The 12,421-nt window shown below is 47.5% G+C and carries 13 protein-coding genes; 11 read left to right on the forward strand and 2 right to left on the reverse strand.

All coding sequences use genetic code 11. The features are described 5' to 3' along the window. Nucleotides 1–21 precede the first annotated feature (21 nt). Nucleotides 22–438, forward strand: a complete 417-nt coding sequence (locus tag AB3351_RS08465) for a hypothetical protein (RefSeq protein ID WP_371146688.1) — start codon at nucleotides 22–24, stop codon at nucleotides 436–438. Between the two features lie 145 nt (nucleotides 439–583). Here the strand turns inward: AB3351_RS08465 and ppdK are convergent, their stop codons facing one another. Next, a complete protein-coding gene (ppdK, locus tag AB3351_RS08470) occupies nucleotides 584–3,250 on the reverse strand; it encodes a pyruvate, phosphate dikinase (protein WP_371146689.1) in 2,667 nt (888 codons plus the stop codon). A gap of 244 nt (nucleotides 3,251–3,494) precedes the next feature. Here ppdK and AB3351_RS08475 point away from each other — a divergent pair, with 244 nt between their 5' ends. Together AB3351_RS08475 and AB3351_RS08480 are read left to right on the forward strand one after the other, a co-directional pair. Further along, the gene (locus AB3351_RS08475) at nucleotides 3,495–4,280 is read left to right on the forward strand and encodes an enoyl-CoA hydratase/isomerase family protein (RefSeq protein ID WP_371146690.1); all 786 of its coding nucleotides are present in this window, start codon (nucleotides 3,495–3,497) and stop codon (nucleotides 4,278–4,280) included. Nucleotides 4,281–4,303: 23 nt separating this feature from the next. Continuing rightward, nucleotides 4,304–5,140, forward strand: coding sequence for a sulfurtransferase (locus tag AB3351_RS08480; protein ID WP_371146691.1), 837 nt, complete (start codon nucleotides 4,304–4,306; stop codon nucleotides 5,138–5,140). Between the two features lie 71 nt (nucleotides 5,141–5,211). Here AB3351_RS08480 and AB3351_RS08485 read toward each other — a convergent pair whose 3' ends face one another. Then, nucleotides 5,212–6,039: a serine/threonine protein kinase gene (locus AB3351_RS08485; RefSeq protein WP_371146692.1), complete on the reverse strand. Its 828-nt coding sequence runs from the start codon at nucleotides 6,037–6,039 to the stop codon at nucleotides 5,212–5,214. 233 nt (nucleotides 6,040–6,272) lie between these two features. Between AB3351_RS08485 and AB3351_RS08490 the strand changes: the two genes are divergently transcribed. The 8 genes from AB3351_RS08490 (at nucleotide 6,273) to AB3351_RS08525 (ending at nucleotide 12,407) form a co-directional block, all read left to right on the forward strand. Next, on the forward strand, nucleotides 6,273–6,461 hold the full coding sequence (locus AB3351_RS08490) for a hypothetical protein (protein ID WP_371146693.1): 189 nt from the start codon (nucleotides 6,273–6,275) through the stop codon (nucleotides 6,459–6,461). Nucleotides 6,462–6,648: 187 nt separating this feature from the next. Next, on the forward strand, nucleotides 6,649–6,810 hold the full coding sequence (locus AB3351_RS08495; RefSeq protein ID WP_371146694.1) for a hypothetical protein: 162 nt from the start codon (nucleotides 6,649–6,651) through the stop codon (nucleotides 6,808–6,810). Between the two features lie 59 nt (nucleotides 6,811–6,869). Continuing rightward, nucleotides 6,870–8,153 (forward strand): EF-P 5-aminopentanol modification-associated protein YfmF, encoded by a 1,284-nt coding sequence (gene yfmF / locus AB3351_RS08500; protein WP_371146695.1) that lies wholly within the window; start codon nucleotides 6,870–6,872, stop codon nucleotides 8,151–8,153. Further along, on the forward strand, nucleotides 8,150–9,436 hold the full coding sequence (yfmH, locus tag AB3351_RS08505) for an EF-P 5-aminopentanol modification-associated protein YfmH (RefSeq protein WP_371146696.1): 1,287 nt from the start codon (nucleotides 8,150–8,152) through the stop codon (nucleotides 9,434–9,436). The genes yfmF and yfmH overlap by 4 nt, the downstream gene beginning before the upstream one ends. A gap of 25 nt (nucleotides 9,437–9,461) precedes the next feature. Next, the gene (ymfI, locus tag AB3351_RS08510) at nucleotides 9,462–10,196 is read left to right on the forward strand and encodes an elongation factor P 5-aminopentanone reductase (RefSeq protein ID WP_371146697.1); all 735 of its coding nucleotides are present in this window, start codon (nucleotides 9,462–9,464) and stop codon (nucleotides 10,194–10,196) included. A gap of 107 nt (nucleotides 10,197–10,303) precedes the next feature. Then, on the forward strand, nucleotides 10,304–10,558 hold the full coding sequence (locus tag AB3351_RS08515; protein WP_371146698.1) for a DUF3243 domain-containing protein: 255 nt from the start codon (nucleotides 10,304–10,306) through the stop codon (nucleotides 10,556–10,558). A 157-nt stretch (nucleotides 10,559–10,715) separates the two neighbouring features. After that, entirely contained in the window at nucleotides 10,716–11,516 is an 801-nt protein-coding gene (locus tag AB3351_RS08520) for a DUF3388 domain-containing protein (RefSeq protein ID WP_371146699.1), read from the forward strand. 30 nt (nucleotides 11,517–11,546) lie between these two features. Continuing rightward, nucleotides 11,547–12,407, forward strand: a complete 861-nt coding sequence (locus AB3351_RS08525) for a helix-turn-helix domain-containing protein (protein WP_371146700.1) — start codon at nucleotides 11,547–11,549, stop codon at nucleotides 12,405–12,407. The last annotated feature ends 14 nt before the right edge of the window (nucleotides 12,408–12,421 follow it).

The following is a 12,421-nucleotide window of genomic DNA, read 5'->3' on the forward strand; positions in this document are numbered from 1 at the left end:
GATAGACACGGGGTGGATTACATGGGCAACATGGATGATTTGTTTTTATGCACGAATCCAACACGGCGTGATGCCAAAAATATTTATCGTGATGAGAAGTATGCGCGCGGCTTGCTCTTAAAGAACGGGGATATGGTTGTCTGGAGTGGAGATGTTATGCATACAAAAGTGATGCCTTTTTTGACGGAGACAGGCGTACATTTCAGCATCTTCAATGATAAGCTAGAGATCTGCTGGCAATTTGAATCATGGTCTGAGATTCAGGAGCGTCTGGTGATTGCGAAGCCGTATTTGGATAATTTGGGGTTTCCGGATGATGGACGGATCGTGATGGATACACGTTATTATACGCATACGGACGTTCCGTTCCCTGATATTCGCTATTCGCAGTTGTTTGAGGAAGGGTTCGAACTAAAACCGTTAGAAGAAGGTAAATAAAGGGCTGTCCGGAAAGTCATATTCCAGCTGAAACCTTGATAAAAGGAAAAGCCAAGCATGCTGTTACATCAACATGCTTGGCTTTTTGTTTTGTGTGCATTTTACGCGTAAAGGCACTTTTTAGACAGTCCCTTTATTTTTGATGCTATTGCCCGTCTCTCTCGGCGGCGTGTCTGCTGCTTAAGATTGCGGCCTGGGCGGCTGCAATACGTGCGCCCGGGATGCGCTGCGGCACCGAAGAGATGAAGTTCATTCCCGCATTTTGCAGGAAGAGCACAGAGTTTTTCTCGCTTGTATGTTCGCCGCATACGCCGATTCGCAGGTCGGGCTTGCTTTTTCTCCCCTGCTGCATAGCGATTTTGATAAGGTTGCCTACGCCATCTTCATCCAGATAAATAAACGGATTTTCCGGCAAGATATTATGGTCCAAATAATAGGCTAGATACTTGCCTTCCGCATCGTCACGGCTGAATCCATAAGTGGCCTGTGTTAAGTCATTTGTGCCAAAGGTGAAAAAGTCAGCATATTGAGCGATCTGATCGGCTGTGATGCATGCGCGCGGCAGCTCAATGAACACACCGATCGGAATGTCGATGCGGTCCCGATAAATGCTGAATACTTGCTGCAGCGTTTCTTCCACGGTTTCCCGTACCACCTTCATCTCACGAAAATCGCTGACGAGCGGTACAATGATCCGAGGATAAACAGTGATTCCCTCATTTTTTAGCTCCAATGCGGCTTCCGCAATGGCCCGCGTTTGTATTTCATAAATTTCTGGATACGTAATCCCGATCCGGCAGCCGCGATGTCCAAAGGATGGATTAAGCTCATGTAGGATTTCGATGCGCTGCTGCAGCGCTTCTTTTTCGGCTACGACCTCCTCATTGCCAGCTACATGCGCCCGCTCTATTTCTAAGGCAAGCGCTGCCGGATTCGGCAGGAATTCATGGAGCGGTGGATCGATCAGCCGGATCGTAACCTGCTTGCCTTCCATCGCTCGGAAGATTCCATGGAAGTCCGATTTTTGCAGGGGGATGAGCTCATTGAGCGCTTTTTTCCGTTCGCGCTGATTGTGGGCCAGCATCATCCGCTTCACGATCGGCAGGCGTTCCGGCTCCATGAACATCAGCTCAGTTCGACATAGCCCAACACCTTCTGCCCCCATGCGCTGCGCCAGTTCCGCCTCCTGCGGCGTGTTTACGCTGCTGTAGACGCTCATCGTCTTAAACTCATTTGTCCAATCGAGAAGCGTACAGAATTCCTTGGAGAATTTCGGCGGCACAAGCGGTGCTTCACCCAGGATTACCCGTCCGGTCGAGCCGCAAATTGTGATAATGTCGCCTTCTTTTAAAATACCTGTGTCTGTATGCAGTTCCCGCTGTTCCATATCAACTTTGAATGATTCACACCCGACAACAGATGGTGTACCCAGGTCGCGGGCGACGACCGCAGCATGGCTGGTAACGCCACCCCGGGTGGTGAGCACACCAGCGCTTGCTAGAATTCCATGAATATCTTCAGGCGTCGTCTCCTGACGTACAAGAATGACAGAATGGCCTGTCCGGTGGAGCCGCTCGGCTTCTTCTGCATCGAATACAATAATACCCGTTGCAGCGCCAGAGCTTGCATCAAGACCAGTGCCGATAATATTTAGCTCGGCGTTCGGATCAATCGTGTGCTGCATTAGCGGCACAATCGCTGCCGGATCGATGCGCATAACTGCTTCCTCGCGTGTAATTACGCCTTCATTTGCCATATCTACAGCGATCTTGATGTTAGCCTCGGCTGTTCGTTTGGCAGAGCGGGTCTGCAGTACATACAGTTTTCCTTCTTCTACGGTAAATTCAATATCCTGTACATCGCGGTAGTGCTTCTCCAAATTCGTAGCGATCGTCTCAAACTGATCAAATGTGTCAGGCAGACGCTCCCGCAGTATGGTCATTGGCTGCGGTGTACGAATACCCGCTACAATATCTTCTCCTTGTGCGTTGAACATGAACTCGCCGAACAATTCATTTTCTCCAGTAGATGGGTGGCGGGTAAATGCGATGCCTGTACCGGAATTTGCTCCAAGATTACCGAAGACCATCTGCTGGATCGTAACAGCGGTGCCGATATCATCGGAGATCTTATGGATTCTGCGATAGAACATCGCTCGCGGATTATACCATGAATCAAATACAGCCCCGATGGCGGCCAGAAGCTGCTCTTTTGGGTCTTGAGGAAATTTCTTTCCGGTTTCTTTTAGCACAATTTCTTTATATATCAAAATCAAGTCAAGCAGATGGTCGCTCGTCAACTGCGAATCCTGCTCTACCTCTGCGAGAAGCTTCATCTTCTCCAGTTCATCCTCAAATAAGCTCTCATCAATACCGAGGACGATTGAGCTGAACATTTGAATGAAGCGGCGGTAAGAATCATAAGCAAAATGCTTGTTTTTCTTGTCCTTCACAAGAGCTGTCACAGTGTAATCATTAAGTCCAAGGTTAAGAATAGTGTCCATCATACCGGGCATGGAGGTAGAAGAACCGGACCGAACTGAGACGAGCAGCGGATTGCTTGGATGGCCGAAGCGTTTGCCTGCAGTCTCTTCGAGCATGTGAAGCGCCGGATAGATCTCTTGCATAATATCCGGATGAATCACCTTGCCTTCCTCATAAAAACGGCGGCAGGCACTCGTCGTAATGGTGAAGCCTGAGGGAACCGGTAAAGAAAGGCTCGTCATTTCAGCCAGATTGGCCCCTTTTCTCCCGAGAAGTTCATTCATGCTTGCATTACCTTCGTGAAATAAGTAAACATATTTCTCACTCATTATCGTTGCCGGTCTTGGCGTACACCTCCGATTTATTTGCCTACATACTTTATAAACATACTTCTATCTATTATAGTAAGGATTCTCTAAAGGTTTGTGAACAAACATTGACTTTATTAATCATTCCCTGCTACGATAAAAAACAGTAAATTCTAATGATTCAGCAATTAAAACTCTGTTAGTACTTGGTATGTATTTCGTGCCAGAAACAAAAATTCCTGCAAACGTAAAGGAGGCAGCGCATATGAATGTGCAGACGTCTGTAGTAGGTGTTGAAATCGAACAGGGAGTAATGTCGGTCGTGCTGCAGCGACCTGAGGCGCTAAATGCGTACAGTGAAGAAATGCTGGACGGATTGGTGCAGGCGATGGAGGAAGCGGCACGCAATACCGAAGTAAAAGTAGTTATTGTCTCCGGTGCAGGCCGGGCATTTTGTGCCGGTGGCGATGTGAAGAGCATGGGAGATTTCACTCCGCTTACGATTCATGAATTTGTAGGAAAGCTCAATTATTTAGTTCGATCGATGAGTCAGCTTGAGAAGCCGATTATTGCTGCAGTACATGGGTATGCGGCAGGCGCGGGCATCTGCCTTGCTCTCGCGTGTGATCTGATCATATCTGCAGAGGATACGAAATTCTCGGCAGGATTTGCTCAGATCGGTCTTGTAGCGGATGGAGGTGGGATGTTCTTCCTTCCTCGTTCACTTGGAACATATCGAGCTAAAGAGATGCTGTTTACAGGTAAGGTGCTTTCCGCAGCAAAAGCGCAGGAATGGGGCATTGTAAACGAAATATACCCGTCCGATCAACTTATGGAAGAAGCGAAAAATTTGGCGCTGAGGCTAACGCACGGTCCATCCCGTACGTATGCGATGGTTAAAAAGCTGGCAAATCAAGCACTAACAGCTGACTTAGAGGCGATGTTGGAGATGGAGCGCAATGCGCAAACGGTAATGGCGAGTACAGCCGATCATAAGGAAGGGGTACAAGCCTTCAAAGAAAAACGTAAGCCGGAGTTTACCGGAGAGTAATACATAGACAAGGCGGGGATAGGATGGATACATTAGTGTCGGTTTCATGGGTTGCAGAGCATCTGCATGACCCAAATTTTGTGACAATGGATTGCCGGTTTGTGCTGGGCGCCTCAGATCAAGGTGGAAGAGTGTACGAAGAGTCTCACATACCAGGTGCGGTTTATTTTGATCTGGAGAAAGATCTATCAGCGCCGAAATCAGAGCATGGAGGACGTCATCCATGGCCTGATGCTTCTCTACTTGCAATGAAGCTCGGTGAGGCGGGGATCAATAACGAGACGACGATCGTGCTCTATGATGATCAAAAGGGAGCAATGGCTGCCCGGGCATACTGGGTACTGCGTTATGTCGGTCATACAAAGCTTGCGCTGCTTGACGGGGGGTACAGCGCATGGAAGCAAGAAGGTAAGCCTGTTACGGCAGAAGTCACCTTGCGTACCCCTGCAAGCTATGTTCCGCATGTACAGCAGGAATGGCTGCGAAGCGTGGAAGATGTGCAGCAAAGCGTAAGGGACAAGAACGCTGTATTGATTGACTCGCGTGCATATAACCGATATACGGGTGAAGAGGAGACGATTGATCCGGTTGGCGGTCACATACCTGGTGCATTGAATTACGATTGGCAGGCAGTGGTGGATGAACGTGGTTTTTTGCGTGATGACGAAGTGCTGCGCAAGCATTTTGCTACACTGCCGCAGGAAAAGGAAGTGATCGTATACTGCGGATCTGGCGTTACCGCCTGTGCAAATCTATTTGCTCTTGAGCGGTTAGGTTACAAAAATGCCGTACTGTATCCGGGAAGTTGGAGCGATTGGATCTCCTATCCAGAGAACGAGAAGGCAAAGGGCAGCGAATAAAGTATAATTATATTATGTAAATTGCATGCATTTATAGAAAAAGAGCGGGGATTATTTGTCCCGGCTCTTTTTTACGCTTCATCTGCATAGAGAAATGCACGAATGTCCGCTTCCACGTCTGTTGCTGCTGCATACGGTTCGTCAAACTGCAACATGCGCCTAAGGATTCGAACCGTCGCGGGTGCAAGCGTGAGCTCCTCCTCCCAGCCTCGCTCAGGTTGTCGTTTGGTGTCCTCATAGGTGCTGTATAGCATGAACAGAAGAAAATGCCCAAGCGCATAAATATCGCTGCGAGGATGTACCTCACGTTTTAACTGTTTTTCCACCCAGTAGTGATCCCCTGTTGCCTCAAGATAGGAGGGAGAGTCACCAACATAGCGGGCCAATCCAAAATCAATGAGATAGACCTCTTCGTTATGCCAGATCACATTCGGAATGCGCACATCTCGATGAATGATCTTTCTTTCATGCAGGTACGTAAGTAGAGGAAGAATGCGAAGGATCACATGCCATGCTTCCTTCTCGGTAAATGCTGCCCCCTCTTCAAACAGCATATCCTCTATTGTCTGGCCGCAGATGTAGGTCATTACGTAATAGAGCTGCCCATTTTCTTCAAAGGCATCGAATACCTCGGGCATCTGCGGGTGATCTAAGGAGCGCAGCAACGCGACCTCGTATTCATATACACTTCTCCCCTTCGGCGTATGCAATCGGCTAGGACGTACTTGTTTAAGTACGCGTTGTGTCTTCTGTTTTTGGTCGCTTACCAGATAGGTAATCCCATAGCTGCCCATACCGAGGACACGGGTGATTATATAACGGTTTTTAATAAGTGTACCGGGTGAATGAGGGGAGTCAAGCCACCATTCTTTAAGGCGCTGTCGCCATTGCTTCCACATAGTAACCGTCCTTTGTGATAGATTGTTTACAGCCATCTGGCTTCATTATTGTACTGGTATGTACGCAAGTATGCGAGATATGGTTTCGTACTCCAAAAAATATGCGGGATTTTGCCAGAACAAAACGAAAAATTTTTGTGTGTGGGATGACAAGGTTAGACAAAATGCGCCGCAGGGTATTTGTATAATAAAGCATAGATACGTACAAGAGGACATAAAGGGAGGGGTTTGCTATGTTTCGAAATGAGTTTCTGAAAATCGTGTGGGAAAGAGGCCGGATCGATATTGGGGAGTTGGCCAGGTTGTTAAATACGACGGAAGATCTGGTGGAAGCGGAAGCGGATGTATGTGCGGCACGCGGCTGGATTCGGATGCTGGATTCATTGATCATGGCAACACCATTAACCGATACGTGGAAATAATGAGGGAGAAGCTGTCTTCTTTGTGGAAGGCAGCTTCTTTGTGGGTATATACTTCAAATTGAGTGGACAATACAGGACATAAAACTCTTTTCGGCGTGCAGACTATAGACAAATGCGTGTCCTTCGGCGATTCATGGCACGTGGTGTATCCAGCGCAGTGTATTCAAAGAACGAAAGGGAGTTTTCTATGTGGAAGTGTCCGTATTGCGGCAGTGAGTACAGCATGCCCTATCAGGATAGCAATCTCACGGGAATGCTATGCTTAGAGGAGGCATGTGGTCGGTTTCATACGATGACGAATGAGGAAAGCAGACAGGAAGAGCGGCATGTATATGAGTCTGATATGTAGTGCTGTTGGTATCATATGCTAAATCAGGTACAATATAAGCAAAAGAAAGGAGCGAGTGTATGAACGAATTATCGTTTGTTAGCCGTGAACAAGAAGGTCTCGGCATTCATGTATTGCCGACACAAAAGTTTAAAACAACAACGGTTTTGATACATATTCAGCTACCGCTTACAGAAGAGCTTGTAACGAAGGGGGCGCTGCTGCCAAATGTGCTGCAGCGCGGCACAGAGCGCTATCCAAATCCTGCAGAATTGCAGCGCCATCTTGATTCGCTGTATGGCGCCATTTTTAATGCAGGCGTAATGAAGCGTGGTGAGCGGCAAATTATACAATTCTACCTTGAGATCGCTAATGAGAAGTTTCTCGCCGATTCTCGTCCGCTGCTTGAGGATGGTTTACGTTTTATCGGTGAAGTGCTCACGAAGCCGCTTGTAGAGAATGGAGCATTTACCAAGAAAGTGGTTGAGTTGGAGAAGGAGGCGCTAACCAAGCGGATCGAGGGCTTAATTGATGATAAGATGCGGTATGCCAATCAGCGTCTAACCGAAGAGATGTTTAAGGATGAACCGTACCGTCTGCTTGCTTACGGAATTCGTGAACAGATTCCTGAGATTACACCGGAATCACTGTATGCATTCTATCAAGAGGTATTGTCCTCATACCCGGTAGATGTATATGTAGTCGGGGATGTGGAGGTCGAAAACGTAACGAAGCTTATAAGTGAATACATCCCGCTGACCCCATCAGGTGTAAAGGAGTTTCCGCCTACTCCATATAAAAAAGAGGTGGCAAAAGAACAAGATGTAGTAGAAACAATGAGCGTTGCCCAGGGCAAGCTGAACATCGGCATGCGTACCCAAATTAGCTACGCGGATGACGATTATGTGCATCTGATGATGTATAATGGCGTGCTTGGTGGCTTTCCGCATTCTAAGCTATTCATGAATGTGCGGGAAAAAGCATCGCTTGCTTATTATGCGGTTTCCCAATTGGAGACGCAAAAGGGATTATGCATGATTATGTCAGGCATTGAGACGGCGAATTATGATCAGGCGCTGCACATAATTAAAGAGCAGCTTGACATGATGAAGCGCGGTGAGATCTCGGATATTGAGCTGAACCAGACGAAAGCGATGCTCATTAATCAACTGCGTGAGACGAGGGATAGCGCGGCAGCAATTGCCAATATGGATTACAGCGGCCGCTTGGCTGGGCGTCGCCGTTCGCTCGAGGAAATTATTGAAGGGATTTCAAATACAACCAAGGACGATATTGCGCGTGTGGCTCAAAAAGTAGAGATTGATACAGTATATTTCCTGCGTGGAAAGGAGGATGGACAATGAAAACAAAACGCTACGAACGATTAAATGAGACGTTGTATTATGAACAACTCGACAACGGGATGGAGGTCTATATTCTCCCGAAGGAAGGGTTCAGCAAAACGTATGCGACATTTACGACTCGATACGGCTCAATTGATAATGAGTTCCAGGCTCCTGGCAAGGAACGACTGCGCGTACCGGATGGGATCGCACACTTCCTTGAGCACAAAATGTTTGAGCAGAAGGAAGGCGATGTATTTGCCGAATTTGCGGAGCACGGTGCGTCGGCGAATGCATTTACCAGTTTTGACCGCACAGCCTACCTGTTTTCAAGCACACAGGATGTGCCGCACAATGTAGAGACACTGCTTGATTTTGTGCAGGACCCGCACTTTACGGACCAGAATGTGGAGAAGGAGAAGGGAATCATCGGCCAGGAGATTCGCATGTATGATGATGATGCTGATTGGCGTGTGTATTTCGGTTTGATTGCCAATTATTATCACAATCATCCGGTAAAGATTGATATTGCTGGTACAGTGGAATCCATTAGCAAAATTACAAAAGACTTGTTGTATGAATGCTATGAAACGTTCTATCACCCGTCCAATATGCTTCTCTTTATCGTAGGTGCAGTTAATCCGGAAGAGATGATGGAACTTGTGCGGCAAAATCAAGCAAAAAAATCGTATGACAAACAGGCGCCGATTGAACGCTTCTATCCTGAAGAGCCAGAGACGGTAGCCAAGAAGCGCTCGGTTGTGCATCTGCCTGTCGGTATTCCGAAATGCATGTTCGGCTTTAAGGATAAAAAAGCGGGCCTTGCGGGTGAAGCTTTGCTGAAGCAGGAAGTGGCAACAGAAATTCTGCTGGATATTTTGTTTAGCCCAAGTTCAGATTTGTATCAGAAACTCTACGATGCCGGACTGATTAACAGCGGATTCGGGGCGGATTATTCTGGTGAGCCTGCGTACGGCTTCTCGATTATCGGAGGTGATACAAAAGATCCGGATGCGCTCGTATCAATGGTAGAAGGCGAATTAAAAAATATACTGGCTCAAGGAATTGAGCAAGACGCATTTGAACTTTCGAAGAAAAAGAAAACAGGAGAATTTCTGCGGGCACTGAACTCGGTTGAATTTATCGCCAATTCATTCACAAAATATCGCTTTGGCGGCACAGATTTATTTGCTCGCGTAGATGTGCTCGAAGCGATGACACTAGACGAGGTACAGACGCGGATGAGAGAGCATATTGATTTCGATCAGTTTGCAGTGTCCATCGTAACATCGCCTGAGCAGTAGAGAGATGGTTGGAGAGGAGAACAAAATGAAGTCGCATCGACACGCCTGCATAACAGGAGCGAGCCGGGGTATCGGGGCTGCGATTGCCCTGCGCTTGGCCCGTACCGGATATAATGTTACGCTGCATTACCACTCCTCTGCGCAAGAGGTAGAGCAGCTGGCGGAGCAGTGCCGGGCGGCAGGGGTGATGGCATGGGTGGCCCGTGCTGACCTCTCGGCTCCTGATGGAGCGGAGCAGTTGTACAGTCAATTGGCACAGGCACCTGATATTCTTGTATTGAATGCTGGCATAAGTATGTATGGGATGGTGCAGGACGTACGTGCAGAAGAGTGGGAGAAGATGATGAATGTACATGTGCGCGCTCCGTTTTTCTGCGCCAAGCTAGCTATTGATCATATGGTGCGCAATCGTTTTGGCCGCATCATTACGGTTTCATCCGTGTGGGGATTGACCGGTGCAAGCTATGAGGTATTGTATTCGACTGCGAAGGGTGCGGTTGTTTCTTTTACGAAAGCGTTGGCCAAGGAAGTTGCACCCTCAGGTATTACGGTTAACTGCATTGCGCCAGGGCTTATTGCAACTGACATGATGACGGATGCATTTAGCGAGGAAGAGTTGGCAGATATTGTAGAAGAAATTCCAGCCGGCCGTATGGGGTCGGCTGAGGAGATTGCTGCGCTTGCTGTTTTCCTTGCTAGCGAAGAGGCAGGCTATGTTAATGGACAGATCATCAGTCCGAACGGTGCTTGGCACTGTTAATAGCAAAAGTATGGCGCTTCTTTTATGCATAAAACGCCTTCAAGCAACGCATGTTATACATGGAGGGACGGAACCCTCTTTACATGATCATGAAGGAGGTACACGACATGTCAGTTCTTGATAACTTTCAGGATTGGAAACATTTCTTATCACAGCGCGTAGCACAAGCCGCTACCAACGGAATGGAACAGGAAACGATGGAAAACATGGCATACCAAATCGGAAATTACCTGTCCAATCAGGTAGACCCAAAAAATGAGCAGGAGCGCCTGCTAAAAGAACTTTGGGATGCCGGTACGGAAGAGCAGCGCCATGCGATGGCAGGCGTGATGGTGAACTACGTGCAGAACAAGAAGCAGTAAACGCTTCTTCTTGCTTCCCCTCTTATTTGAGGGGATTTTTCCTTTTTATACGCTTTTTTATAAATTCACGGCTTTTTATATTGGAAGGATTGTGTTTTTTAGTGTAGAATAGTGTCGTTATGTAAGAATCATGCAGAGAAAGGGCGTTATAGGTAAGATGGAAACCGAAAAACAAGATTGGTATCTTGAATACGAAATTCATAAGAATCGCCCTGGACTTCTGGGGGATGTCGCCTCTATTCTCGGAATGCTGTCCATTAATATCGTGACTATTAACGGTGTCGAATCATTGAACGGCACCATCAATCGCCGCCGCGGCATGTTGATTCAAACTGATGATGCCAAAAAAATTGAATTATTGGGCAGTGTTTTGGAAAAAGTTGATAATATAACGCTGCGCAAATTGCGTCAGCCTACGATATTGGATTTGCTTGCCGTCCGGCACGGCCGCTATATTGAACGTGATGCCGAAGATAAGAAGACGTTTCGCTTTGTGCGGGAAGAAATTGGGGTCTTGGTTGATTTTATGGCCGAGATTTTTAAGCGTGAAGGCAATCAAATGATTGGAATTCGCGGCATGCCGCGTGTAGGAAAAACGGAGTCGACCGTCGCTGCGTGTGTATCCGCCAATAAGCGCTGGACGTTTATTTCGTCCACGCTGCTTAGGCAAACGGTGCGCAACCAGTTGACAACAGAAGAGATGAATGGGAATCAGCATGTATATTTAATTGATGGTATCGTTTCAACGATGCGTAGTACGGAGCGTCATGCCATGCTCATGCGTGAGATTTTACGCATGCCGTATACAAAAGTCATTGAACATCCGGACATCTTCATTCGCGAGACGGAATATCAATTGTCTGATTTTGACTATATCATTGAACTGCGTAACCATCCGGACGAAGAAATTACATACGAAAATGTAGAAACAGGTTTCTCCGGCTTTGATATGCCATAGAAAAGCTTGGAGAAGTAGGAGGTGGATGATTTGTCTGAGCTCGCAGAAGCATTACGAAAAGCCAGACAGGAGAAAGGAATGTCACTTGCTGAAGTGCAGGAGGCAACCAAAATACAACGACGCTACTTAGAAGCAATTGAAAACGGGAACTTTGATGTACTCCCGGGTCATTTCTATGTACGTGCTTTTATAAAAAGCTATGCGGAAACAGTTGGATTGGATGCTGATGAGCTGATCAATCAGTATAGTTCCGAATTGCCTGCACCCCCAAAGGTGGAGGAAGCACCTACACCGCTTAGGCAAAGCCGCCAGAGCCGTAAGGAAAAGAGCGGAAACAGCAGCAAATGGGTTTCTCGCATTCTGCTGTATTTGTTTGCTATTTTAGTCCTTGGCGTTATTTACGCGTCTGTGAACTACTTTATTAAAGATAAAGAACAGCCCACACCACAGACGACAGCGCCAAAAGAGCAGCAGGCGCCAGAGAAGAGCCCTGACATTTTTGTTCCGCCGCCAGATAATACACCAACAAAGCAACCGCAGCAACCTGCTCAACCGCAGCAGCCTGCCGTCTCCGGCAAGGTGACTCCGCAGCCAAAAACCGGTTCAACGATGAACTTTGAGCTGACGGGAGCGGACAAGATTGTCGTGAAGGTGACTGCAAAGTCAGGTAATCATTGGATGGACATTGCAGGGGTAAATGGTGTCATTACTCAGCAGACCATTCAAGAAGGTCAAAGTGCGACGTTTGAAGTGCCGCCGGACAAGGGCAATGAAGCACGGCTTCGCATTGTACGAGCACGGGATGTAGAAGTTGTCGTGAACGGACAGCCGATTGATACATCGGAAGCGAAAGCAAATAACTCGCAGCGAATTAAGATTGTACGCAAATAGTCCCTGGATCTCAG

It is taken from the genome of Aneurinibacillus sp. REN35 (assembly GCF_041379945.2).
In the GTDB taxonomy this organism is placed as follows: Bacteria; Bacillota; Bacilli; order Aneurinibacillales; family Aneurinibacillaceae; genus Aneurinibacillus.